Origin of the sequence: Cryobacterium sp. PH31-O1 (assembly GCF_030063455.1) — a bacterium.
Taxonomy (GTDB): Bacteria; Actinomycetota; Actinomycetes; order Actinomycetales; family Microbacteriaceae; genus Cryobacterium.
This window is the reverse complement of record NZ_JASITB010000008.1, coordinates 33,318-57,928: the sequence shown is the minus strand read 5'-3', so window position 1 is coordinate 57,928 and position 24,611 is coordinate 33,318. Positions and strand designations below refer to the sequence as shown.

The window sequence follows — 24,611 nt, the reverse complement described above, 5'->3', positions numbered from 1 at the left end:
CCCACACGCACCTTCGCCTGTGACGCTGACTGCCCGCCCAGTCGGCCGTGAGGTCGTTTTGCCGCGCGCCGCCGAGGCCATGGTCTGGTCTGGTATCGGCCTTCCGTTAAACGCCGTGGCGGTCCCTGGCGTGCTACTGGGTCTCGGCGACGTGCTGGTCGAGGTCGAACTGGTCACGGTCTGCGGTTCCGACGTGCACACGGCCCTGGGTGACCGCCCGGCCGATAAGCCGCTCGTGCTCGGTCATGAGCAGGTCGGTCGCATCGTTGCCGTGGCCGAACCGGCATATGCCGCAAACGGAATACCTCTGCAGGTCGGGCAGCGGGTGGTCTGGTCGGTCACGGTGAGCTGCGGAACCTGCCAGCGCTGCCGTCGCGGCCTGCCCCAGAAATGCCTGGAGCTGGCCAAATACGGCCATGAGCGGATGCGGCGGGGCTGGGAACTCAGCGGCGGATTCGCCACCCACGTGCAGGTGCGTACTGGCACGGCCGTCGTGGTCGTCGACGAACAGGTTCCGGCGACGGTCCTGGCGCCGGCGTCCTGCGCGACGGCCACCGTCGTCGCCGCGCTGGGGGCGGCATCCGCTCTCGTGCCGCTGGCCGGCGCGACCGTGCTGGTGGCCGGCGCCGGAATGCTCGGCGTCACGGCCTGCGCGATGGCGACGGATGCCGGCGCTTTCGTCGTCGTCAGCGACCCGGATGCCGCTCGCCGGCAGCGTGCGCTGGCCTTCGGGGCCGCGGCCGTGGCTGACCCGGGTGCCCCGTATGATTCACCGACCGGGGTGGCGAGCGTGCTCACCGCGCTGCAGCAGGCCGGTGCCGCCGAGCCGACCATCGCCCTCGAACTGAGCGGCGCCCGACCGGCCGTGCGCACCGCTCTCGACGTGATCGGCGTCGGCGGGGTGATCGTGCTCGTTGGAACGGTCTCGCCGGGAGAGGCCGTGCCGCTCGACCCGGAGTTGATCGTGCGACGCCTGCTCACCGTGCGTGGTGTGCACAACTACACCCCGGACGACCTGGCGCAGGCCGTGACCTATCTGAGCGGAGCCTGGCACCGGTATCCGTTCTCGGCCCTGGTCGGTGCGACCTTCGACCTCACACAAGCGGATGCCGCCCTCGCACTGGCCGCCACGGCCCGCCACCCCCGCGTCGGCCTCACCCCGCAACTGCCGGCGACCCTCGGCTGACCGCCCCGGAGTCTCGCTCTACCTCTTCGGACGGGGCCCAGGCCCCGTCCACGGGCCCAGCTTATAAACTGGGCCTAGGGCCCGGGCCCGGGCCCCGTCCGCATTGAGTCCGCATTGAGTCCGCATTGCGGGGGAGGCTAGCTGGCACCGCCGGGCGGGCCGATCGTGAGCAGCGTGGCCATGATCGATACCAGAGCGACGCCCATGATTGCGGCGAGCAGCGCCGGGCGAGCCAGCATCCAGCGGAGCACGGCACTCACCCGGGTGTGATCGCGGGGATCGTCGGTGCGGGCATGCCGCCAGCCACCGTCGAGCAGCCCGTTCTTTTCGAGCCGGCGGTCGAGCGGGACCGTGCCGAACGGAATGATCGCGGTGACCATGGCGATCAGGGTGAGGCGCACGCTCCAGTGCTGGTTCACGCCCACGAGCAGGGCCGTGATGCCGAAGGCGATGAAGACGAGGCCGTGCACGAAGCCACCGATCTGCACCCCGAGCTCACCGACCTCGAGCACATATTTCATCACCATTCCGGCGATCAACAGCGCCCAGGTGATGGCTTCGGCAATGGCAACGGAACGAAACAGCAGGCGCGGGGTCATGGTGACTTTCGACTCATGGCGGGGCAGGGAAACTTCATCCTCGCAGCCCCACCTGAACAAACTCCGCTGGCCTGAACAAACCCCGCTGGCCTGAACGTTCGCCGAGAAAACTGCATCACTGTAAGTTTGCAGTTGCGCAAAAACGCAGTGTGCGCAAGAATTGGCGTTGTGATAGTCGAACCGAACCTGGGCCTGCGTGACCGCAAACGCCTCGAAACTCGCCTGCGGCTCGAAGATGCCGCGGTCACCCTCGTGCTTCAGGAGGGACTCGAGCACACCACGATCGATGCGATCAGCGAACTCGCCGACGTGTCGCCGCGCACCTTCTTCAACTACTTTGAGAGCAAGGATGCCGCGATCCTCGGCCTGCGTCAGGCCAGGATCGAGGCTGTCGAGCTCGCCGCGCACTGCGACCGCGTCGCCGCGCACGGACTGATCGACTCGGTTATTCACCTGCTGTTGACCGTCATCGGTCCGCCGTCGACCCGTCCGACCATGCGCGAGGACCGGCTGGAGATTTTGCGCCGACACCCGCAGCTGCTCACCACCCAGCTCGCCCAGTTCACCCAGCTCACCACGGAGGTCACCGAAGCCGTCGCGGCGCTGGCGGCGCGGGACGTGCGCTTCGCGAGCGACGCACCGGCCGAGCTTGCGGCATCCGCTGAACTGGTGCTTGCCCTCTGCGGCGGCGCGGTGCGGGTGGCCGTCAAGGAATGGGCCGAAATGAACCCGACCGACGCCGACGGTGCGGCCGAACAACTTGAATCACGAGCAATTTCGCTCGCCAGAGAGGTAACCGAAAAACTTTCATGACCACCACACTTTCCCCGCGCGAGGCCCCGGCCGAAGCCATCCCCGGCAAGCGTCACATTTTGTTGGTCTTCGCCGGGCTCATGGTCACCATGCTGCTCGCCTCGCTCGACCAGACCATCTTCAGTACCGCCCTGCCGACAATCGTCGGCGAGCTCAACGGCGTCGACCACATGCTGTGGGTGACGACCGCGTATATTCTGGCGTCGACCATCATGCTGCCGGTCTACGGCAAACTCGGCGACCTGATCGGCCGTAAGGGCCTGTTCATCGGCGCCATCAGCATCTTCATTCTCGGCTCGATCGTCGGCGGCCTCGCCCCCGACATGACCTGGCTCATCATCGGTCGCGCCGTGCAGGGCCTCGGCGGCGGCGGGCTGATGATCCTCTCGCAGGCCATCATCGCCGACGTCGTTCCGGCCCGCGAGCGTGGCAAGTACATGGGCATCATGGGTGGCGTGTTTGCACTGTCCTCCGTGGCCGGCCCGCTTCTCGGCGGCTGGTTCACCGAAGGCATCGGCTGGCGCTGGGCGTTCTGGATGAACATCCCCCTCGGCGCCCTCGCCATCGTCACCGCGCTATTCTTCTTGCGCCTGCCCAAGGTCGACCATGCCGTACCGAAGCTCGATGTGGCCGGCATGGGGCTGCTCGCCCTGGCCTCCACCGGGCTCGTACTCACGACCACCTGGGGCGGCACCACCTACGACTGGGATTCCCTGCTGATCCTGTCGCTGATTACCGCGACCATCGTCGCTGCCGTAGCCTTCGTCGCGGTCGAGCGCCGAGCCGCCGAGCCGATCATGCCGCTGCACCTGTTCACAGACCGCAACTTCAACCTCACCACCATCGCCGGCCTGATCACCGGTATCGCGATGTTCGGCGCCCTCGCCTACCTGCCCACCTACCTGCAGATGGTGACCGGCGCGAACGCCACGGAGGCGGGGTTCCTGATGATCCCGATGATGGCCGCGCTGCTGATCAGCTCGATCGGTTCCGGCTGGCTGGTCAGCAAATTCGGCCGCTACAAGTGGATGCCCATCGCCGGCACGGTCATCGTCGGCGTCGCCCTCATGCTGCTCTCGACCATGACGCCCACCCTGGCAATCTGGGTACTCTGCAGCTACCTCGCCGTCATGGGCGTCGGTCTGGGACTCAGCATGCAGATCCTCATTCTGATCGTGCAAAACTCCTTTCCGAACTCGCAGGTCGGAACGGCCACTGCCTCGAACAACTACTTCCGCCAGATCGGGGCCTCGATCGGCTCCGCCGTGGTCGGCAGCCTGTTCGCCGCCCGCCTGACCGAGCTGCTCAGCGAGCGGATGCCCGCCGGCGGAGCCGGCGCCGCGAACTCCTTCACCCCGGCCATGGTGCGCGATCTGCCAGAGGCCGCCCGCCAGGTCATCATCAGCGGCTACAACGACGCGCTCACCCCGGTGTTCCTCTATATGGTGCCGCTCGTGATCGTGGCCGTCATCCTGCTCTGCTTCGTGACCGAGAAGCCGCTCGCCACCACAATCGAGCGCGATATCCTTCCCGAAACCCTCGAAACGGATGGTGCCACCTACGTTCGCCTCGAGAGCTTCCCCGGCCGCGCAACGAACACTCCGGCTGAGACGAACAGGCAGGCGGAGCCGGCAGCATCCGCTCGACCGGCCGCCGCGAACTGATGCGCGTACGGTCGATCTGACCTGGCCTCCGCGGATCATGGGTGCTTTGCCACCCGTAACCCGCGGGGCCATCTGGGCACTAGGGGGCTAGGTAGCGACGGTCGAGCAGTCGCTGCTGGGCGATCGAGCCGGTGAGGCCGCGCGCTCGAGCCGCGGCGACCGCAGCCTCTGGCTCGCGACCGAGGCGGCGCAGAAGTTCGGCCAGGGTGGCGTGCAGCCAGAAGTAGTCGTCGAGACCCTCGAGCGTCTCAACCGCGTCGAGGGCCGCACGAACGTCGCCACGCTCGGCCAGCGCCGCCGCCCGGTTGAGCAGCACGACCGGGCTCGGATCCAGCCGCGCCAGCACGTCATACCAGGCCACGATGGCGTCCCAGTCGGTGTTTTGTGCCGTGCCAGCGATCGCGTGGCAGGCGGCGATCGCCGCGACGACCGCGAAGCGTTCGGGGCTGTTCTGGCTGCGGCGAATGGCACTCGCCGCCAGCTCAACGCCCTCGGTGGCCAGCACGTGGTCCCAGCGTGCGCGGTCCTGGTCGGCGAGCAGAACGATGTCGCCGGCGGCGTCGAAGCGCGCGTGGCGCCGCGAATGTTGCAGCAGCATGGTCGCGAGCAGGCCTTCCAGTACGGCTTCACCGGGTAACAACTGCACCAGCAGCCGGCCGAGCCGCACGGCTTCTTCGGCGAGGGACCGCCTCTCGTGCGTCCCCGCGGAGCGTGAGGCGTACCCCTCGGTGAACAGCAGAAAAACGGTCGTCGCGACCACGCGCATCCGATCGGGCAGGTCGGCGTCGTCGGGTACCCGATAGTGGACGCCAGCGGCCGCGATTTTCTGCCGCGCCCGGGTGAGGCGCTTGGCCATCGTGGCCTCGGGCACGAGCAGGGCCCGAGCCACCTCGGCCACGCTGAGGCCGCACAGCACCCGCAGACTGAGCGCGACCTGTGCCTCGGCGGCGAGTGCCGGATGGCAGCAGGTGAAGATGAGGCGCAGTTGGTCGTCGCGCAGCACGCCGACCGTAAAGTCGTCGGGAGCCTGGTGAAGTTGCATCAGGGCCGCCTCCCTCTCTTTGGCCCAGCGCGACCCCTCACGGCGCAGCACGTCGATCGCTCGGTGTTTCGCCGTCACGATCAGCCAGGCCCGGGGGTTTTGCGGAATGCCGGTGCGCGGCCACGCCTGCAGGGCGCTGATCGCGGCGTCCTGCACGGCGTCCTCGGCGATGCCGAGGTCGCCCGTCAGCCGGGTGAGCGAGGCCAGGACCTGGCGCCGTTCCGCCAGCAGAATATCGGTGAGCGCCACGGTGAGCTCGGCAGAGGCCGCGCGGGGCACAGCCGCGCGGTCTCCGCCGAACCCGCCCTGGCTCATTGCGTGACGGTGTCTGCCGTCTCGAGCGTGGGAATCTTCACGGTCATCGGCAGCGCTGGACGAATCTCGACGGCCCCGTTCCATGCCCCCGGAATCATGGACGCGACCCGGATCGCTTCGTCGAGGTCGGTGCATTCGAGCAGGTAGAAGCCGGTGAGGGCTTCCTTCGTCTCGGCGTACGGTCCGTCGCTGAGCACGACATCACCACCCTTGCCACCGGTCACCCGCACGGTGGTCGCCGTGGGCGTGTGGTACAGCGCGGCGCCTCCGCGGATGACGCTCGCGGCGTCCTCACCGAACTTCTGATACTCGGCCATGCCGTCGGCGAACTCGGGCTGGCTCCAATCGACATCGGGCGAGTAGATCAATGCGACATAGCTGGTCATGGTGCGCTCCTTCTCGGTATGAACCCATCCGTTGATGGATCTACCTTAGGAACGAACCCGCTGCCGTGAATAGGACAGCCGCAGAAAAACTCGTGAAGAATTTTCCGGAATTCTTCGACAGCGCGGGCGTTTGGGGCTGGCGCGCCCGGCCGGTCAGGCACGCCAGCAGAACAGCTCCGCGCGTGCAGCAAACGGCAGCGCAGTGGCACCACGACGAGGGCGTCCCGGCGGATGCCGACGCTGCTACCGAGCGATGAGCGCCTGGGTGATGACCGAGGTGAAGAAGGTAAGGCCGTCGGTGCCGCTGGCCATGGCGTCGTCGGTATCGGGTCCGAAACCGGCCTCGACGGCGTGCTCCGGGTGCGGCATGAGGCCGACGACGTTGCCGCGCGCGTTGGTGACGCCGGCGATATCGTTTAGCGAACCGTTCGGGTTGCCGCCGATGTAGCGAGCCGCAACGCGGCCTTCACCCTCAAGCGCCTTGAGCGTCTCGGCGGAGGCCATGAACGAGCCCTCACCGTTCTTGAGCGGAATGACGATCTCGGCATTCGGAGCGAACCCGCTGGTCCAGGCGCTCGCGTTGTTCTCGATGCGCAGGCCCTGGTCACGGCAGATGAAGCGGCCCTGGTCGTTTCGAATGAGGCCGCCCTCGAGCAGGTGGGCCTCGGTGAGCATCTGGAATCCGTTGCAGATGCCGAGCACGGGCATGCCCTGATTCGCCGCGTCGATGACCTCGGTCATAATCGGCGAGAGGCTCGCGATGGCGCCGGCGCGCAGGTAGTCGCCGTAGCTGAACCCGCCGGGCAGTACGAGGGCGTCGACGCCGTGCAGGTCGTGGTCGCCGTGCCAGAGGGCTACGGCGTCGGCGCCGGCCAGGCGGATCGCGCGTGCAGCGTCACGATCGTCGAGCGAGCCAGGAAAGGTAACGACGCCGATGCGCATCAGACGACCGCTGACGAGGGAGCATCCTGCACGTGGATGCCAACGACATCCTCGATCACGGAGTTCGACAACACGGTGTCGGCGAGTTCGCGCACTGCGGTTAAGACGTCGGCATCCGCTTCACCATCGATGGCGATCTCGAATCGCTTGCCGACGCGCACGCCGGTCACGTTGGCCAGCGCTGACCGGGTCTGACCGAGGCGACCGAGGGCGCCGGCGACGGCCTTTCCCTGGGGGTCAAGCAACTCGGCCTTGGGCATTACTTCGACGACGATCGTTGGCACAGGGCACTCCGCATACAGTCTGGGGCTTATAGTCGTGGCAAATCACTGTAATTCTACAGGCCGGGTGCGGCCCTGCCCGCCGTTCTACCGGCTCACGCCGTTCTGGCCGAGCAGGATGCCGCGCAGCACGTCGCGCACGGCGGCGACGCCGTCGTAGGTCTCGACGAAACTGGTACTCAGCGGGGCCAGGCCGAGCCGCAGCCCGCTCGGTGCTCGAAAATCGGGAATCACGTCGTTGTCCCACAGAATTTTCGTCACCTGCCGCATGAGCGGATGGTTGATGGTCACGTGCCCGCCGCGATGGGTTTGTTCCCGCGGCGAGGCCACGGTGACCCCCATTGGCGCGAGCCACTCATCAACGAGGGTGATCGCGAACTCGGTCAGCGCGACCGACTTGGCGCGCACCGATTCGATGGTGGCTTCATTCAGCATGGCGATCGTGTCCTGCACGGCGAGCATGCCCAGCACGGCGGGGGTGCCGCTCATGAAACGACGGATGCCGGTGGCCGGCTGATACCCCGGTCCCATCTCGAAGATGGCCTGGGCTCCCATCCAGCCCTGGATCGGCTGGGTGAGCGCCTCGTGCAGGTCGCTCCTGACGTAGCCGAATGCCGGCGCGCCCGGCCCGCCGCTGAGATATTTGTACGAGCAGCCGACCGCGAGGTCCACGTCGCAGCGGTCGAGATTGATCGGAACCGACCCCACCGAGTGGCTCAAATCCCACAGCACGAGGGCGTCGTGCTCGTGGGCGGCAGCGGTGATGGCCTGCATATCGGCGAGGTAGCCAGAGCGGTAGGCCACGTGGCTCAGCAGCACGAGGGAGGTCTCTGGGCCGACCACCTGGCGCACCTGCTCGGCGGATACCCCACCTTCGGTGTCGGAGTCAATCCAGCGCAGGGTCAGACCGCGCTCCCGCGCGATGCCCTCCAGGATGTACCGGTCGGTGGGAAAATTATCGCTGTCGAGCACGATCTCGGTGCGCTGCGGACGTGAATCCACGGCGGCGCGGGCCAGCTTGTAGAGCAGCACGCTGGTGGAGTCGCCGACGAACACCTGGCCGGGAGCGGCGCCGAGGCACGTGCGGCCGAGGTCATCGCCGATCTGCAGCGGCAGTTCCATCCACTGCTCATCCCAGCCGCGAATGAGCCGGGTGCCCCAGTCGTGTTGCAGAAAATTGGCGATGCGGTCGGCGCTCGCCCGCAGCGGACGCCCGAGCGAGTTGCCGTCGAGATAGGAGCGCGGGTTGGCCGTGTCGGCGTCGGCGTCAGTACCGAGAAACCGGGCGCGATAGTGGGCCAGGCCGTCGATGCGGTCCATCCGGCGGGCGAAGGCGAGGTGCGCGTCCAGGCCGATCGTGTTGTCTATGGTGGGCGTCATGCGAGTACCTCAAGTTCGGGTCGGGTGAGGGCGCGAGCGGCGACGAGCCAGTCGGCAAAATCTTCGGGGTCACGTGGCCGTTCGCCCGGAACAAAAGTAACCCGGGTGTCGGCCACGGTCAGTTTGAGCGGTGTCGAAGAGCAGAGGGCCGCCAGCACGTCGTCGGGGGTCAGGCCGGCGCCGAGCAGCGCCACGATTTCGCGGTGGTTGACGCCGAGGGGCAGCGGCCCATTGCCGAGGTCGGTGCCGTACAACACCCGACCGCCGTTGCGGTGAAACCGGCGCAGGTTGTCGCTCGCGATCTCGAAGGCAGCGGTGGGGTAGCCCCAGCCGTGAATATCGAGGGTGCTGATCCAGGTCATTCGGGCCGCCATCGCGGTGAGCAGCCCGTCGGGGAGGCGTTCCGAAAACGGAGTGTGGGCGAAGGCATCGACCCCGGCCGTGAACGCGCGCTCGGCCTGGCCGGCGCCCTCGGCGTGCGCAACGACGGGCAGGCCACGGTTGTGGGCCCGACCAACCAGTGCCACCAGAGCGTCCGCACCGAGCACCGGTCCGGCCACCGCGTTCAGTGTGATCTTCAAAACGGATGCCCCAGCCGCGACCTGCAGGTCCACCGCCCTGGCGGCATCCGCTGCGGAGTCGACCGGGCAGCTCCACCCCGGCTCGGCCCAGACGGCACGGCTGGGATAGCCGCCGGGGGCGGTAACAAATTGATACGCATATGCCAGATCAGGCATGGACGGGCTTGGGTCGCGGGGAAGCCAGCCGCCAAGGTCGAGTATCCGGGCGATGCCGCCGCGGTGCAGCATGGTCGGGTCGATCAGGGCGAGGTGAACGTGCGCGTCCAGAAATCCCGGATAGACGGTGCCGCGCCCGTGAAGAAAGTGGGAAGTCACGTTCCGATCTCCGTGCGCACCGCAAACAGCTCCGGAAAGAAGGTCAGCTCGAGGGCTTTCTGCAGAAAGGCTGCACCGCTCGACCCGCCGGTGCCGTGCTTCATGCCGATGATGCGTTGCACGGTCTTGAGGTGGCGAAAACGCCACAGTTGAAAGTTGTCTTCGAGGTCGACGAGTTCTTCGCAGGCCTCGTAGGCGGCCCAGTGCTCACTGGCATTCTCGTATATCCCCCGGAAGGTATGCACGAGTTCTGGGTGGAACGTCCAGGCTTCGGTCACGTCGCGCTCGAGCACCGCGGTCGGAATGTCGTAGCCGGCTCGGTGCAGGTGGCGCAGGAATTCGTCGTAGAGGCTGGGCGCTTCAAACGTAGCGGTGAGCAGGCCGTGGGCTGTGGCATCCGCTTCGAAGACGGTGAGCATGCGGCGGTTCTTGTTGCCGAGCGCGAACTCGACCGCACGGTATTGGTACGACTGAAACCCGCTCGAATTGCCCAGAAAATGGCGGAACTGGGCGTACTCGGTGGGGGTGAGCGTGGCGAGCACCGACCACTGCTCGGTGAGGGTGCGCTGGATGTGTTTAACCCGGGCGATGCCTTTCAGGGCCGGCGCGAGCTGGTCTTGGCGCAGGGCTTCGCTGGCGGCCTGTAGCTCGTGCAGTACGAGTTTGAGCCAGAGTTCGGTGGTCTGGTGCTGAATGATGAAGAGCAGCTCATCGTGGTGTTCGGGAACACTCACCGGCTTCTGCGCGTCGAGCAGGGTGGGCAGATCAAGGTAGGCACCGTAGCTCATCTTCTCGCGAAAATCGGTGACGATCTCGGGGTCGAATTCGCGGGTGTTGTTCTTGAGGGTCATCGGGTTCCGTTCGGCTTGTTCAAATTGTGCGCAGGTTGCGGCTGTGGGCGCAACACCGCACTCTGGGTGCAGGTCAAAGTTCTAGACTGGAGCGTATGACCTCGCCGACCCGAAAGCCCCAGGATGGCGTGCCGGCTCCGTCTGTTCTGCAGAAAACCGCGGCCGACCGCGCCGCGCCGGTGCCGCCCCGTCGCCGCGACGCCAGACTTAACCGCGATCGCCTGATCCGAAGCGCACGCACCCTGCTCGCTCAGCACGGCGTGGACGCATCCCTCGAGGCCATCGCCCGTCAGGCCGACGTCGGCGTGGCCACCCTGTATCGCAACTTTCCGACCCGCGACGACCTGGTGCGCGCGCTCTACGACATCGCCCTCGCGCAGCTGCATGCCGTGCGCGGGGAGATCGAGGCCGCGCCCACCCCGTGGGACGCGCTCGTCGTCTACACCGAACGGGTCGCTGAATGGCTCGTCGCTGACCCCTCGCTGCCGCCGATCCTGCGGCGCATGGCTCAGCTCGACCCGTCGGCGCGGCCGGCGGCGGAGTTCGATGGTTTCATCGCGAGCCTCGTGGCCCGCGCAAAAAAAGACGGCACGCTGCGCCGCGATGTTGACGCGATCGACCTCGCCGTACTAGTTACCATGGTCGGGTCGCTCGGCAGCCTCGGCACCGGCTATGCCGGCCAATGGCGACGTCAGCTCTCGATCGTGCTCGACGGCCTGCGTGCGGCCGATGCGCCGCGGCCCAAGCTGCCCGGCCGGCCGCTCGACGTGAAGGACTATCAGGCCACCGTGCACGGCCTCACCCGCCGGGCGGCTCGCGCGGCGCGCTGAGCCGCCCGGCGGCGCCGTGCGCTGCTAAATCGTTTGGACCGGGTCCGCAGCGCTCACCTGGATGCGGTTGGCCCACGGGTCGTCGAAGCTGAGGGTCTGCCCGTCGTGACGGGTGTCGACGTTGTAGTGGCTCATCCGTTCGCCCAGGGCGCCGACATCGTCGGTGCTCGGCACGATAATGCTGACTTCGCCGAGGCCCAGCGCCAGGCGGCGTTTGCCGCTGCCCGAACTCTCCCAGGTGTTCATGGCCATGTGGTGGTGGTAGCCGCCGGCCGAGACGAACAGGGCCGAGGGACCGAAGTTCGCGGTGGCCTCGAAGCCGAGACGGTTCACGTAGAACTCGCGGGCGCTCGCAACGTCACCAACCGAGAGGTGCACGTGGCCGACGACGGCGTGGCCGGCGCTGGGTTCCTGCGACATATGCTCAGAAATGAATGCGTTCGGGTCGAGGTAGAGCGTGGCCATTTCGACCTGGCCGTGGGTCCAGCTCCACAGCGTGCGATCACGGTCCCAGTACAGCTCGATGCCGTTGCCCTCTGGGTCGGTGAAGTAGAAGGCCTGGCTGACCAGGTGATCGGCGCTGCCGGTGAAGGTCCCCGGTGATTTCGTGCCGATCGAATAGACGGCGGCGGCGAGGTCGGCCTGCGTGTCGAACAGAATGGCGGTGTGGTACAACCCGGCCGAGCGCGGTTCGGCGGCCGCGAGCTCGGGGGCGTGCTGCAAAATTACGAGCGGTACCTGGCCGCGGCCGAGCACGGCGATCGGCCCATCATGGCTTTGCAGTTCGAGCGTCACGATGTCGCGGTAGTAGGCGATCATGGCGTCGAGGTTGCCCACGCGCAGGGTCACCGCGCCCATTCCGGTGTCGGCGGCCAGCAGGTCTTTCGCAGTTAGAGTCACAGCAGGCACAACTCGGGGGCCGCCCCGGCTATTCCGCGATTCACCGGGATGCGCTCCCCCCGTTTGCGCGCCGCGGTGTTGTTGTGCTCAGGCGCTGGTGAGGCGCTCAAGCAGTTCGCGGTAACGGGCAGCGGTCTGCTCGACGATCTCGGTCGGCAGCTCGGGCGGGATGCCAGCGCCGTCCCAGTGTGCGGAGAGCCAGTTGCGCACGATCTGCTTGTCGAAGCTCGCCATGCGGGTCTCCGGGGTGGTGCCGGTACGCCAGGCTTCGGCATCCCAGTAGCGGCTGGAATCGCTCGTGAGCACCTCGTCGGCGAGCACGGTCACGCCGGTCTGCCGGTCGGCGCCGAACTCGAACTTGGTGTCGGCGAGAATGACGCCGGCCTGCTCGGCGATCGCGCCGGCGGCCTGGAACAGAGCGAGGGAAAGACTGCGCAGTTCGGCGGCGATGGTCGGCCCGACCAGTTCGACCGTGCGCTCGAACGAGATGTTCTCGTCGTGCTGGCCCATCGGGGCCTTCCACGCCGGGGTGTAGATGGGTTCGGGCAGCCGGTCGCCATTCTGCAGCCCGGCGGGCAGTTTGAGGCCGCACACCGACTGGGATTCGAGGTATTCCTTCCAGCCGCTGCCGGTCAGGTATCCGCGCACCACGCACTCGATCGGGAACATGTCCAGGGTGCGGCAGAGCATCGCCCGCCCGGAGACGCTTGCCGGAATGATCTCCCGTACGGTGCCGCCGACCTGTTCGTGGTCGGCGACGAGGTGGTTGGGAACGTCGGTCAACCGGTCGAACCACCACAGGCTCAGGGTGGTGAGCAGCTCGCCCTTTCCGGGAATGCCGGGCTCGAGTACGTGGTCGAACGCGCTGACCCGGTCGCTCGCGACCACGAGTACGCGGGCCGCGGTGGCGAGGGAGGGGGCGGCATCCGTTCTCTCGACGTAGAGGTCGCGCACCTTGCCCGAGTAGACGGGCGTCCACCCGTCGAGGGGGGCGGCGGATGCGGGGGACTCGTGCTCAGATTGGCTCACCCTTGTATTCTCCCGCATCAGCACCGTGCATAACTCCTGCAAAAAAACTGCTCGACACGAAGTGCCCGCGAATTCACGGGGAAGCTCTGGCGCGAGTGAGCAGATTGCAGGAGTTATGCGCAGGGAGATGCCGGTGCCGGCCTGGGGCGAGAGAGGTCAGGCGACCCGGGCGGCGATGTCGCTGCGAAAGTGGGCGCCGGCCAGAGAAACGTGCCCGAGGGCCTTGTAGGCGCGAGCGCGGGCCTCGGCGAAGGAGTCGCCGACGGCGACGACGCTGAGCACGCGCCCGCCGGTCGACACCAGCCTGCCGCCGTCAACCCGGGTCGCGGCATGGGCGATCGTCACGCCGTCCACGGTGAGGGCAGCGTCGAGCCCGGTGATCTCGCGGCCCACGAGCGGTTCTTGCGGGTAGTTCTCGCTCGCCAGCACGACGGTGACCGCCACCTCGGCGGAGAAGACCGGGCGGGGCAGCCCGCCGAGCGCTCCCGTCGCGGCGGCGACTAGCAGGCCGGACAGCGGCGTGACCAGGCGGGGCAGCACGACCTGCGTCTCTGGGTCTCCGAAGCGCGCGTTGAATTCGATGACGCGGATGCCGGCATCCGTCAGAATGAGCCCGCAGTAGAGCAGCCCGACGAACGGGGTGCCCTCGGCGGCGAGCCGGCGAACCGTGGGGAGGGCGACGGTCTCGATGATCTCGTCGACGAACGCGTTCTCGCTGCCGAACTGAGCGTCGAGCCACGGCAACGGTGAGTAGGCACCCATGCCGCCGGTGTTGGGGCCAGCGTCATTGTCAAGGGCCCGCTTGTAGTCCTGGGCGGGCGAGAGCGGCAGCACGTGCTCGCCGTCGCTGAGCAGAAAGAGCGAGATCTCCTGGCCGTCGAGGAATTCTTCGATCAACACGCTGCCGTGTTCAAGCCAGAAGGCGGCGTGGCCGACGGCGGCAACGCGGTCCGTGGTCACCAGCACGCCCTTGCCGGCGGCGAGGCCGTCAGCCTTGACCACGTAGGGGGCGCCGAACTCGTCGAGGGCGGCTTCAGCCTCTGCAAGGTTGCCGGCGCGCACGGCGCGGCCGGTGGGAACCCCGGCCTCATCCATGATGCGTTTGGCGAAGGTTTTGCTGCCCTCGAGCGCGGCGGCGGCTTTATCCGGTCCGAAAACGGCCACGCCGCGCGTGCGCAGGGCGTCGGCGACGCCGGCTACGAGCGGTGCCTCTGGCCCGATCACGACGAGCTCGATGTCGTGCAGCATCGCGTAGTCGGTTACGGCCACCGGGTCGTTCGGATCGAGCGCGACGACGGGAACCTCGGCGGCGATGCCGGCATTGCCGGGGGCGCACTCCACGCTCGGGCGCGGTTCCTCACGAAGCAGCGCGGTGATGATGGCGTGCTCGCGGGCACCGGAACCAAGGACCAGAATTTTCACCGTTTCAGGCTACCCGATGCCTCGGGCCCGGCCGATCGGGCAGACTGGAACAATGGCCAGAGCACGCATCGACGACGGAGCCGGGCGGGTTGCCGTGCGGGCGGCGCTGGCCGCGTTCGAAGGCGGAACCACCGCGAGCCGAGATATCCGCGCGCAGGCGGTGCGCTACACCCTTCAGCTGCTCGCTGAACAAGCCGAGGGAAACACCCTCGAAGTGCGCGTGCCCCCATTCGGCGCCGTGCAGTGCGTCGCCGGTCCGCGTCACACCCGCGGCACCCCGCCGAACGTCATCGAAACGGATGCCGCCACCTGGCTCGCACTCGCGACCGGTGCCCTTCCGTGGGCGGACGGCCTGGCGAGCGGCGCCATCCACGCCTCCGGCGCCCGTGCCGATCTCACCGGGCATGTGCCGGTGCTGCTCCTGCACTAGGGAGTACCGAACTGCGGAGATGCCGGACAACTCCTCCGAATTCAGCTGTTGAGAACACGGTTTTCCTGTCATCTCCGCAGTTATGAGCCGCACCTCGCGTACGCAGGAGTGATTCGCTGCAGCCCCGTTCGTTCACCGGGAAGTCACAGGCCAGACCTTCGACGCCCCTAACTTGAGCGAGACCGCCCATGAAACAAAGGCCTGCTCAGTGCGCATTCTCTCCCGTTCCTTTCGTAATTCTCTGACCGCACTCGGCCTCGTGCTGCTGATCGGCGCAGCGGGTGTCATCGCACCGGCATATTCGGCCACGGCAGCCATCGAGGTTTCGATGCCGCCACTTCTGGTCACCGAAACCGCTGATACCTCCACGGCGACCCCCTCGGCTCCTTCCAACGCCGACACCGCCCCGCTGCAGATCACGGAGATCACGCCCGACACGACCAATGTCGGGTCGGCCGACGGCTACGAGTTCATCGAGGTCTACAACGCCACCGCCAGCCCTATCAATTTCGCGGACTACACGCTCAATTACCTGTATCCGCTCGCCGACCTCACCAACAGCGGGGCGGTGCGCTGGCCGAGCACCCCGACCGACGCGGTCATCACCCCCGGCGGCAGCCTCGTGTTATGGATTAAGAATGGTCAAAATGACGCTCTGACCGCTACCGAATTCAACGCAGAATTCGGGTCCAGCCTGGCCATCGGCACCGACCTGATCGAGGTCTTCAGCGGCGGAATGGCCAACGGCCCGGCCCGAGGCATCGAGATTCTGACCAACACCGGTTTCAGCGTCAACACGGCGTACTACAACCTCGCCGGCGCTGACGACGTCGATCGGAAGCTGGGTATCCAGTTTGGAAACGACAGCAGCAACCCAGGGCGCCAGCTCAACCTCGCCAAGGTCGCGGCCACGCCCGGTACGGTCTTCGCGGCGCAGGTTGCCGGCGACCTCAAGAGCGTCAGCAGCGACACGACACCGCCGGTGATAGTCGATCACACCCTGGCCGAAATTGATCCCGCACAAGACTTCGCCCTGTTCGCCACCATCACCGACGACGTACAGGCGCGCACCGTCGAGGTGCACCTCAAGAGCAATATCGACACCGAATTCATGACGACAAACCTGTCGACGGACGGCGCTGACGGCTACCAGTACAACCTGCAAAGGGTCGACCTGACCGGCAAACGCTGGTACGAGTATTACTTCACGGCCAGCGACGGCAGCAGCGACGGCAGCACCGACGCCAGCAGCCCGGTCGTGCGGGTCGAGCTCATCGGGGTCGACAATTCGCCGGTGCGGCTGAACGTCACCGATGACCAGTTCGTCGCTGGCAGCACCATGCTGTCGGCCGCCGGCGACAGCAGCGCCGAGGGCATGACCCTCAGCATCGACGACCAGACCGTGCCGACGAACCCCGAGCTGGAATTCGCCCCCCAGTTCGTGTTCGAAGTCACCGCGGTGAACACCTTCTTTCAGAACGGTGTGTTGGTGGGCACCGACGTACTGCGCATCTTCGACGACGGCATCCCCGAGGGCTGGGAGACCCTCGCGACGCCGGTGCCGCTTACCTATCTGACCCAGGGGGAGAACCTCGTCGTCAGCGTCTGGGCGGGCTCCAAGGTTGCCCCCGAAATCAACCAGAGCGAGAACAACGACGACTTCCAGATTCGTAACCCGCGCCTCGTGCTCCCCGACGGCCGCAGCCTGCAGCCTGACGGGTACAGCGACCCGGCTGAAGTGCTGAACATGGGGGACAGCGCCGGCAAGCTCGACTTTTACGCCGCGACCTTCACCATTCCGATCGACGCATACATGGCCGTCGCCCATTCCTGGGACACCACCGCGGTCGCCGACGGCTCGCACACCGTACTGGCGAGCAACGGCGTCGCCTCGGCGACCCGCACGGTGAGGGTCGACAACACGGCTCCCGCCGTCACGACATCCGCCATCGCCGGAGCGCTCTACCAGGGCGAGTTCATGATCGAAGGTGCGGCGACGGATGCCGGCGCCGGCTTCGACACGCTCGTCGCGACCCTCGACGGCCAGCCCATCGAACTGCCCTATGCCACCTCGTCGATCACGCTGGCTGACGGCGAGCACACCCTGCTGCTGACTGCCAGGGATAACGTCGCCAACGTCACAGAACTCAGAACCGTCTTCTCCACCCCGGTCGAGGAACCCGGCAACGAACTGATCACGCCGCTTGACGGTGCGGTGGTCGAGGAGGGACCGCTCGACCTCACCGCCCGGGCGACCGACCCGACCGGTGACCAGTTGGAGGTCACCCTGCGGCGGGGATTCACGGCATCCGCTGCCGAGAGCAGTGTGCGCGGGTATTCGGGCAGTGCCGCCATCGCCAACGGCACCGATCGGGCCGCCAAAACGCTGCTGACCGGCGAACAGGTCACCGCCATGGCGCGACTGGACGGCGCGACCGAGCCGGTCGCATCCGACTCGCAGTTTCCCTACCAACTGTTCGAGGTGGACGTTCCGGCCGAGGCCGGCGCCGATTTCACCGCGCGGGTGCGCTGGGACGGCACGGCGAACGCCGACGCCAAGGTGCTGCTCTACGTGCAGAACGTGGCGACGGGAGTGTGGGAAGAATTCGACCGGCACGTGACCATCGGCGAGGGTGAGACCGAGTTCACCCTCGACGCCATGGTGCCCGCCCTGGATCACGTGCAGAACCAGGTCATCACGGTACTGATCCAGCACTCAGAAGGCTTCGCCGGCGCCGACCTCTCCGACCGGTCGAGCACGCTGCCGGTCAACAACGTGAACGACACCGCCCGGGCGAACTACGACTTCACGCTCGCCGTGGAATCCGACACGCAGTACTACAACGACACGTTCTACCAGCGCCAGCTCGACATCCACGACTACCTGCTCGAGCAGCGCGCCGCCGTCAACCTGCAGTACCTGTTCCACACCGGAGATATCGTCGACAACTTCGAAGACGGTCGCCAGTGGTCCAATGCCAACGAGGCCTACAGCATGCTCGACGACGCCCAGCTGCCCTACGGTGTGCTGGCCGGCAACCACGATGTCGGCCAGAAGGACGCCGACTACGCCGCGTACAAGGCCAATTTCGGAGCCGAACGCTACGAAGCCAACCCGTGGTACGGCGGCAGCTTCGAAGACAACCGCGGCCACTACGACCTGATCACGGCCGGCGGCATCGACTTCATCATGCTTTATCTAGGCTGGGCGCCGAGCACCGAGGGCATCGCCTGGCTCAACGAGGTTCTCGCCCAGTACCCCGAGCGCACAGCCATCCTCAACCTGCACGAATACATGCTCACCACCGGCGGTCTCGGGGCGGTGCCGCAGCAGATCTACGATGAGGTCATCGCACCTAACGCCAACGTGGCGATGATCTTCTCAGGGCACTACCACGACGCGTTCACCCGCATCGATCAGTTCGACGACAACGGTGATGGCACCCCCGACCGCTCGGTCTACCAGATGCTGTTCGACTATCAGGGCCTGCCGGAAGGCGGCCAGTCCTTTCTACGGCTGCTGCACTTTGACAACGCCGCCGAGCAGATCAGCGTGCGTACCTACTCGCCCTATCTCGATGTCTACAACTCCGACGACCCCACCCTCGAGCTGGAGCACCAGGAATTCACGGTTCCCTACGCCGCGTTCGGTTTGACGTCGATGCAGAAATCGCTCGCAACGGATGCCTTCACCGTCGACATCTTAACGACCACCACGATCGCCGCCTTCGACACGGTGACCAGCGGCGCGACGGTGAGCGCCAGCTGGAACCCCGGCGTCGGCACCCACGGCTGGTTCGCGTTCTCCGAAGATCCCTACGGCGCTACCGCCTACTCCGAGGTGCGTAGTTTGACCGTCACGGCGCCGGTTGTGATCCCCGAGGCGGCAGTACCCGAGGCGGCAGTACCCGAGGTGACGACGCCCAGCGTTTCGGAGTCCACCGAATCGAAGTCCTCGACGCGGGTCGTCGTTTCGGCCGGGCTCACGGCTGCCTCGCAGGCCCTCGCCGATACCGCCAGCGCGGCGCTCGCAGCCGAGATCGCGGCTGCACCGACGGATGCCGCCGCCCCGCATCCCGCCGCCCCGCACACAGCCGACGGCACCGACGACCTGGGCGATCATGTCGCTTCCCTGAACATTTGGAATCTGGCGCTGGTCCTGTTCGGTGCAGTAGCTGCAGCAGCACTCGCCCTGGTGACCATTCATATTCTCCGCGCCCGCCAGTAACCGGCCGCTTTCGCGGACCTATTCGTTCAGAATTGCAGCTACTTCGTTCTTGCTGGGCATCGAGGTAGTGGCTCCGGCGCGAGTCACCGCGATTGACGACGCTACAGTGGCGTAGCGCACGGCCTCGATCATCTGATCGGAGGTCACCGCGGTGCCGCGCACGTCCCCCGCGGCCAGGCGCGCCACGAGGGCCCCGACGAAGGTGTCGCCCGCCGCGGTCGTATCAACGGCCGTCACCGGTCGGGCCGGCGCAAGGCCGAGGGCCTCGCCGTCGAAGGCCACGACCGCCCCTTCCGATCCCAGCGTCACGATAGCCCAGGTGCCCCCGGCACTGAGCACCTCCGCCGCGCGCACCGGGTCGCTCTCCCCGGTGAGTTCGGCCGCTTCACCCTGGTTCGGAACGATGAGGTCGACCGAGGCGAGAAAACCGGCCGGCAGCGGCACCACCGGAGCCGGTGTCAGCACGGTGAATACCCCGGCCGCGCGAGCGAGCGCGATCCCCTCGACCAATACCCGGGTCGGCAGCTCGCACTGCATCACGAGAAAGGCCGCATCGGCAACGACCGCTCGCTGCTCCACACTCAGGGTCGTGACGGTGGCATTGGCCCCCGACACCACGACGATCGAATTCTCGCCGGTGTCCACCACGGAGATGTGGGCGGTGCCGGTGGGGGCATCCGCTGTGGCGAGTTCGGCAGAGCGGATGCCCTCGCCCGCCAGCAGCGCACGCAGCTCGGTTCCGTAGGCGTCCGCTCCTACTGCTCCGAGAAACGTGACATCGGCGCCGAGTCGGGCCGCGGCGACCGCCTGGTTCAGGCCCTTGCCGCCCGGAACGGTGCTGAAAGCGACCCCGAAAATCGTTTCGCCGGGCCGGGGGAGGCGTGCCTGGCGCACGACGAGATCCATGTTGGCGCTTCCGAGTACCGCAATCGTGTTCATAGGGCCAGTCTCTCATCCGCCCATGGGACAATAAGTGGGTGAGTTCTTCTGAGCAGCCTCAGGCTGAGCAACCCCAAGACCCGTCAGCGGACAGCGTCGCCGATAACGCGACGGTCGGGGAGACCCTGATGGCGGAGACGACCGTGACCGTGCATCGCGCTCCGCGATACCGCAACTTCATGCTGCTCGGAGCCATTGTCGGAGTACTGCTCGCCCTGATTCTCACGATTTCGTTCCCGGAGAACGACGAGTACGACCGGGTGCAAATTTTCGGCTTCCTGCTGCTCGGCGGTCTCGCCATCGGCACGACCCTGGGCGCGGTCGTTGCCCTCGTGATCGACCGCGTCATCGGTCGATCGCACGTGTCGGTCGTCGCCGATAGACTGGGGGCGAACGAACTCAGTACCAACGAACTGCGTGCCGCTGAGCCTGGCTCCGGCACCCCCAACGATGATTTCCAAGCGTTCAACGAGAAGTAAAGAGGCTGCGGCTTGCCCGGTGGCGACGGACTGTTAAATCATGATCTTCTTCAAGGCGAGAAGGGCCCACAAGATGCTTGTGGGGTTTTCGGTGTCTGGGCTCCCGGCGAAGAGGTAGCCAAACTCAGCTACTTCGGCCTTTACGCCCTGCAACACCGCGGTCAGGAATCGGCTGGAATCGCCACGAGCGACGGCAGCAAGATTCTCATCTACAAAGACATGGGGCTCGTCTCCCAGGTCTTCAATGAGGCCTCGCTGAGTACCCTGCTCGGGCACATCGCTGTCGGGCACACCCGGTATTCCACGACCGGTTCGTCGAGCTGGCAGAACGCCCAGCCGACCCTCGGCCGCACCGCCAGCGGAACGGTGGCCCTCGGCCACAACGGCAATCTCACCAACACCGCCGAACTGCTCCAGCTCGTGCGGGACCGCTATCCGCAGGTTGACGGAGAACTCGCGCGCGGCAACACGACCGATACCGCCGTCGTCACCGCCCTGCTCACCGGCGACCTCGACCACACCCTCGAAGCGACCGCGCTCGAGGTGCTGCCGCGCCTCCGCGGCGCCTACTGCCTCGTCTTCATGGATGAGACCACCCTGTATGCGGCCCGTGATCCCCAGGGCGTGCGGCCGCTCGTGCTCGGACGCCTCGAACGTGGCTGGGTCGTCGCATCTGAGACCGCAGCCCTCGACATCGTCGGCGCGAGCTTCGTGCGCGAGGTTGAACCGGGCGAGCTCATCACCATCGACGAAAACGGACTGCGCACGCAACGCTTCGCGAAGGCCGAGCCCAAGGGCTGCGTTTTCGAATACGTCTACCTCGCCCGGCCCGACACCACGATCGCTGGTCGCGGCGTGCACGAGGCCAGGGTCGAGATGGGCCGCAAGCTCGCCGCGGAGTACCCGGTCGAGGCTGACCTCGTCATCCCCACCCCGGAATCCGGCACGCCCGCCGCTATCGGCTACGCGCAGGCGTCGGGCATTCCGTTCGGCCAGGGGCTCGTCAAGAACTCCTACGTGGGGCGCACCTTCATTGCACCGTCGCAGACCATCCGGCAGCGCGGCATCCGTTTGAAACTGAACCCGCTCAAGAACGTCATCAAGGGTAAACGGCTCATCGTCGTCGACGACTCGATCGTGCGCGGCAACACCCAGCGCGCGCTCGTGAGCATGCTGCGTGAGGCCGGAGCGGCCGAAGTGCACGTGCGCATCTCGAGTCCGCCGATCACCTGGCCGTGTTTTTACGGCATCGACTTCGCCAGCCGCGCCGAACTCATTGCGACCGGCCTCGAGATCGACGAGGTGCGCCAGTCGATCGGAGCAGACAGTCTCGGCTACCTCTCCGAAAACGGCATGATCGAAGCCACCGAGCAGCCACGTGAACGCCTCTGCACCGCCTGCTTCACCGGCGTCTACCCGATTGCGCTGCCGGAATCGCAGCACCTCGGCAAGAACCTGCTGGAGCGACCGACGACGTCGAACGGATGCGACCCCGGCCCGGATTCCGAGCTGGAAGTCGTGCTTGCTCCCGCTGCACGCAAAGAAGAAGCCCTCGCCCGCCTGGGTCAGGTACCGTTCGGTGACCCGGGAAGACCAGAATGAGCCACACCAGCACGAGTTCCAACGCAACGTATGCAGCAGCCGGAGTTGACACCCGGGCTGGTGACCTCGCGGTTGAACTCATGAAATCTGCGGTCTCCAAGACCCACGGCCCCGAGGTTTGGGGCGGAGTCGGCGGCTTCGCCGGGCTGTTCGACGTGTCGTTCCTCACCAAGTTTCGCCAGCCTCTGCTGGCCACCTCGACCGACGGCGTCGGCACCAAGGTCGCCCTCGCCCAGGCGATCGACAAGCACGACACCATCGGGCAAGATCTGGTCGGTATGGTCGTCGACGACATCATCGTCGTCGGCGCTCGCCCCCTCTTCATGACCGACTACATCGCCTGCGGCAAGGTCGTGCCCGAACGCATCGCCCAGGTCGTCGCCGGTATCGCCCGCGCCTGCTCCGAGACCGGAACCGCCCTCGTCGGCGGCGAAACTGCTGAGCACCCGGGCCTTCTCGGCCCCGACGACTATGACGTCGCGGGCGCGGCCACCGGTGTGGTCGAAGCCGACCAGGTGCTGGGCGCCGACAAAGTCGTCTCCGGCGACGTCGTCATCGCGATGGCATCCAGCGGCCTGCACTCCAACGGCTACTCGCTCGTGCGTCATATTTTGGCGCAGCGCGGCATCGGCTACACCGACACGTCGGCCGATCTCGGAGGCATGGTCGGTGAGGTGCTGCTGGAGCCGACCCGCCTGTACACCGGTCCGCTGCTCGACGTGCTCGGTGATCCCGAACTGGCCGGTGCCATCCACTCGCTCAGCCACGTGACCGGCGGTGGCATCGCGGCGAACCTTGCCCGCGTGCTGCCTGTCGGGTCATGGGTGGAGGTGGATCGGTCCACCTGGTCGCCCGCGCCGGTATTTCGCGTGCTCGGCGACATGGCCGGCTCCACGCTGGAAAGCGCGGAGGGAACCTGGAACCTGGGAGTGGGCATGTTCGCGGTCGTCGACGCGGCATCCGCTTCGTCGGTCATTGCCCGACTCGCTACGAGTGGCATTCCCGCCTGGGTTACCGGTCGGGTTTCTCGGGCGCCGCACGACCTGGCCGGGTTTGAGCAGGGCGCCAAGGGTGTCAACGGCGGCGCTGTTCGCCTCGTTGGGGCCTACGCCAGCTAACCGCTTGCCGCCCCCGGCTCCCTTACAGATTCACCGACTCGGTTGCGGTCAGGGGAAGGCCCACCAGCACGAGTCCGAGCGGGTCGGCCTGCACCAAGGCCAGACCACGCTGGATGGCGCCAAGCACGACGGCGTCAGCACCGAGTTCCGAGGCGGCAATCTCGGGAATCGGTGCGTAGAAGTTTTCGGCCAGAACGGTGCGAGCCCGGTCGATGATGGGGCCGGCGGCCACCGCGATTGCGCCGACCAGGATGACCCGTTCCACGTCCAGCAGGCTGGCGAGAACAAAACAGACCCGCGCGAGTCGATCGCCCAGCCGGTCCACGATGGCCAGACTCGTCTCGTCACCATTCCGGGCTGCCGTAAGCACTGATTCTGCGGTGACGTCGACCCGAGGAAGTTCGGCCATCGGCGAAGCGGCACCCCCCGCATCCGTCAGTTTTGATTCTTGAGCCCAGTCGCGGGCGAGTGCGGCCAGTCCGGTCGCCGAACCCACCCCATCCACCAAGTCAAGCACCCTCATCTCGCCGGCGCCGCCGTGTTGGCCGCGAATAAGTACGCCGTCCATGATGAGGCCGGCGCCAAATCGTTCGCCAGAAAGTAGGGCGGCAAACGACCGTGTGCCCTGGCCAATACCTACGGACTGCTCGGCGATCGCAGCCAAGTTTGCGTCGTTCTCCACGACGACCCGACCATAGGTGACAAAGGCGTCAGAGAGCCCCGGATTCATACTGGCCCAGTAGCCGTCCTGACCGACCGGGGAGTGGCCGTCAGAGTCTGTGGGGGAGGGGATGCCGAAGACCGACGCCAGAACTTTTTCGATCGGTACTGCGCAGTCGGCTAACACCGTATCGATGGCGTCGCACGTGACGCTCAGGCGCACCGCAGAATCGAACCGCTGGTCGCCATAGGACCGGCGCACCCGGCCAAGCACCTCGCCGCGCAGATTGGCGACGGCGGCGGTGATGCTGTGCTCACCCGCATCGACCCCAATGACAAATCCAGCGTCTGAGCGAAGTGCAAACCGTCTGGCCGGCCGACCCTTGCTGTATTCGGGATCCGCACGGGCATCCTCTGGCTGGTGGATCCAGCCAAGCTCGATGAGGTAGTCGCAGAGACCGATGACCGTGGAGCGCGTGAGGCCGGTGGCTTCAATGACATTACTGGCGTTGAAGACGGAGTGGCCCACAGCGAAGCGCAGCACGGCCTGGGCGTTCATGCGTCGCAGAAGCTGGGTCGATGGGGTTGCCTGGTCCACTCTCATAGATTGACGATACCG

22 protein-coding genes are annotated in these 24,611 nt (G+C 66.6%); 9 read left to right on the top strand and 13 right to left on the bottom strand.

Going from position 1 to position 24,611, the window contains the following annotated elements; all coding sequences use genetic code 11:
* Positions 1 to 19: 19 nt before the first annotated feature.
* Complete coding sequence (locus tag QMK31_RS15580) at positions 20 to 1,186, top strand: alcohol dehydrogenase catalytic domain-containing protein (protein WP_283501868.1); 1,167 nt, start codon at positions 20 to 22, stop codon at positions 1,184 to 1,186.
* 137 nt (positions 1,187 to 1,323) lie between these two features.
* Here QMK31_RS15580 and QMK31_RS15575 read toward each other — a convergent pair whose 3' ends face one another.
* On the bottom strand, positions 1,324 to 1,785 hold the full coding sequence (locus tag QMK31_RS15575) for a DUF3817 domain-containing protein (RefSeq protein ID WP_283501867.1): 462 nt from the start codon (positions 1,783 to 1,785) through the stop codon (positions 1,324 to 1,326).
* A 168-nt stretch (positions 1,786 to 1,953) separates the two neighbouring features.
* On the opposite strand from QMK31_RS15575, the gene QMK31_RS15570 reads away from it, so the two are divergent.
* Together QMK31_RS15570 and QMK31_RS15565 are read left to right on the top strand one after the other, a co-directional pair.
* Positions 1,954 to 2,598 carry a TetR/AcrR family transcriptional regulator gene (locus QMK31_RS15570; RefSeq protein ID WP_283501866.1) on the top strand — a complete coding sequence of 215 codons (645 nt, stop codon included), beginning with the start codon at positions 1,954 to 1,956 and terminating at the stop codon, positions 2,596 to 2,598.
* Positions 2,595 to 4,262, top strand: a complete 1,668-nt coding sequence (locus QMK31_RS15565; RefSeq protein WP_283501865.1) for an MDR family MFS transporter — start codon at positions 2,595 to 2,597, stop codon at positions 4,260 to 4,262. Before QMK31_RS15570 ends, QMK31_RS15565 begins: the two co-directional genes overlap by 4 nt.
* A 79-nt stretch (positions 4,263 to 4,341) precedes the next feature.
* Here the strand turns inward: QMK31_RS15565 and QMK31_RS15560 are convergent, their stop codons facing one another.
* The 7 genes from QMK31_RS15560 to kynA all read right to left on the bottom strand — a co-directional run bounded on the left by QMK31_RS15560 (position 4,342) and on the right by kynA (position 10,355).
* Entirely contained in the window at positions 4,342 to 5,619 is a 1,278-nt protein-coding gene (locus QMK31_RS15560; protein WP_283501864.1) for an RNA polymerase sigma factor, read from the bottom strand.
* Positions 5,616 to 6,005 carry a YciI family protein gene (locus QMK31_RS15555; RefSeq protein WP_283501863.1) on the bottom strand — a complete coding sequence of 130 codons (390 nt, stop codon included), beginning with the start codon at positions 6,003 to 6,005 and terminating at the stop codon, positions 5,616 to 5,618. The genes QMK31_RS15560 and QMK31_RS15555 overlap by 4 nt, the downstream gene beginning before the upstream one ends.
* Before the next feature lie 243 nt (positions 6,006 to 6,248).
* Entirely contained in the window at positions 6,249 to 6,947 is a 699-nt protein-coding gene (gene purQ, locus QMK31_RS15550) for a phosphoribosylformylglycinamidine synthase subunit PurQ (RefSeq protein ID WP_283501862.1), read from the bottom strand.
* Entirely contained in the window at positions 6,947 to 7,231 is a 285-nt protein-coding gene (locus QMK31_RS15545; protein WP_283501861.1) for a phosphoribosylformylglycinamidine synthase subunit PurS, read from the bottom strand. The genes purQ and QMK31_RS15545 overlap by 1 nt, the downstream gene beginning before the upstream one ends.
* Positions 7,232 to 7,315: 84 nt before the next feature.
* Positions 7,316 to 8,608 carry a kynureninase gene (locus QMK31_RS15540; RefSeq protein WP_283501860.1) on the bottom strand — a complete coding sequence of 431 codons (1,293 nt, stop codon included), beginning with the start codon at positions 8,606 to 8,608 and terminating at the stop codon, positions 7,316 to 7,318.
* Positions 8,605 to 9,504, bottom strand: coding sequence for an amidohydrolase family protein (locus QMK31_RS15535; protein WP_283501859.1), 900 nt, complete (start codon positions 9,502 to 9,504; stop codon positions 8,605 to 8,607). The genes QMK31_RS15540 and QMK31_RS15535 overlap by 4 nt, the downstream gene beginning before the upstream one ends.
* Positions 9,501 to 10,355, bottom strand: coding sequence for a tryptophan 2,3-dioxygenase (gene kynA / locus QMK31_RS15530; protein WP_283501858.1), 855 nt, complete (start codon positions 10,353 to 10,355; stop codon positions 9,501 to 9,503). The genes QMK31_RS15535 and kynA overlap by 4 nt, the downstream gene beginning before the upstream one ends.
* A gap of 95 nt (positions 10,356 to 10,450) precedes the next feature.
* Between kynA and QMK31_RS15525 the strand changes: the two genes are divergently transcribed.
* Complete coding sequence (locus tag QMK31_RS15525; protein WP_283501857.1) at positions 10,451 to 11,185, top strand: TetR/AcrR family transcriptional regulator; 735 nt, start codon at positions 10,451 to 10,453, stop codon at positions 11,183 to 11,185.
* 24 nt (positions 11,186 to 11,209) lie between these two features.
* On the opposite strand, the gene QMK31_RS15520 is transcribed toward QMK31_RS15525, so the two are convergent.
* The 3 genes from QMK31_RS15520 to purD all read right to left on the bottom strand — a co-directional run bounded on the left by QMK31_RS15520 (position 11,210) and on the right by purD (position 14,536).
* On the bottom strand, positions 11,210 to 12,043 hold the full coding sequence (locus QMK31_RS15520) for a VOC family protein (protein ID WP_283502030.1): 834 nt from the start codon (positions 12,041 to 12,043) through the stop codon (positions 11,210 to 11,212).
* Positions 12,044 to 12,172: 129 nt separating this feature from the next.
* Complete coding sequence (locus QMK31_RS15515) at positions 12,173 to 13,114, bottom strand: phosphoribosylaminoimidazolesuccinocarboxamide synthase (protein ID WP_502853359.1); 942 nt, start codon at positions 13,112 to 13,114, stop codon at positions 12,173 to 12,175.
* A 156-nt stretch (positions 13,115 to 13,270) separates the two neighbouring features.
* A complete protein-coding gene (gene purD / locus QMK31_RS15510; protein ID WP_283501855.1) occupies positions 13,271 to 14,536 on the bottom strand; it encodes a phosphoribosylamine--glycine ligase in 1,266 nt (421 codons plus the stop codon).
* 52 nt (positions 14,537 to 14,588) lie between these two features.
* On the opposite strand from purD, the gene QMK31_RS15505 reads away from it, so the two are divergent.
* The gene (locus QMK31_RS15505) at positions 14,589 to 14,966 is read left to right on the top strand and encodes a sterol carrier family protein (RefSeq protein WP_283501854.1); all 378 of its coding nucleotides are present in this window, start codon (positions 14,589 to 14,591) and stop codon (positions 14,964 to 14,966) included.
* Between the two features lie 208 nt (positions 14,967 to 15,174).
* Positions 15,175 to 19,194: a lamin tail domain-containing metallophosphoesterase family protein gene (locus QMK31_RS15500; RefSeq protein WP_283501853.1), complete on the top strand. Its 4,020-nt coding sequence runs from the start codon at positions 15,175 to 15,177 to the stop codon at positions 19,192 to 19,194.
* An 18-nt stretch (positions 19,195 to 19,212) separates the two neighbouring features.
* On the opposite strand, the gene QMK31_RS15495 is transcribed toward QMK31_RS15500, so the two are convergent.
* Positions 19,213 to 20,133, bottom strand: coding sequence for a ribokinase (locus tag QMK31_RS15495; RefSeq protein WP_283501852.1), 921 nt, complete (start codon positions 20,131 to 20,133; stop codon positions 19,213 to 19,215).
* Between the two features lie 38 nt (positions 20,134 to 20,171).
* Here QMK31_RS15495 and QMK31_RS15490 point away from each other — a divergent pair, with 38 nt between their 5' ends.
* The 3 genes from QMK31_RS15490 to purM are packed head-to-tail and all read left to right on the top strand — an operon-like array spanning position 20,172 to position 23,332.
* The gene (locus QMK31_RS15490) at positions 20,172 to 20,612 is read left to right on the top strand and encodes an MFS transporter (RefSeq protein WP_283501851.1); all 441 of its coding nucleotides are present in this window, start codon (positions 20,172 to 20,174) and stop codon (positions 20,610 to 20,612) included.
* A 12-nt stretch (positions 20,613 to 20,624) separates the two neighbouring features.
* Positions 20,625 to 22,214 (top strand): amidophosphoribosyltransferase, encoded by a 1,590-nt coding sequence (purF, locus tag QMK31_RS15485; RefSeq protein WP_283501850.1) that lies wholly within the window; start codon positions 20,625 to 20,627, stop codon positions 22,212 to 22,214.
* Positions 22,211 to 23,332, top strand: coding sequence for a phosphoribosylformylglycinamidine cyclo-ligase (purM, locus tag QMK31_RS15480; RefSeq protein ID WP_283501849.1), 1,122 nt, complete (start codon positions 22,211 to 22,213; stop codon positions 23,330 to 23,332). Before purF ends, purM begins: the two co-directional genes overlap by 4 nt.
* Before the next feature lie 22 nt (positions 23,333 to 23,354).
* Here the strand turns inward: purM and QMK31_RS15475 are convergent, their stop codons facing one another.
* Positions 23,355 to 24,596 carry an ROK family protein gene (locus tag QMK31_RS15475; protein ID WP_283501848.1) on the bottom strand — a complete coding sequence of 414 codons (1,242 nt, stop codon included), beginning with the start codon at positions 24,594 to 24,596 and terminating at the stop codon, positions 23,355 to 23,357.
* Positions 24,597 to 24,611 lie beyond the last annotated feature (15 nt).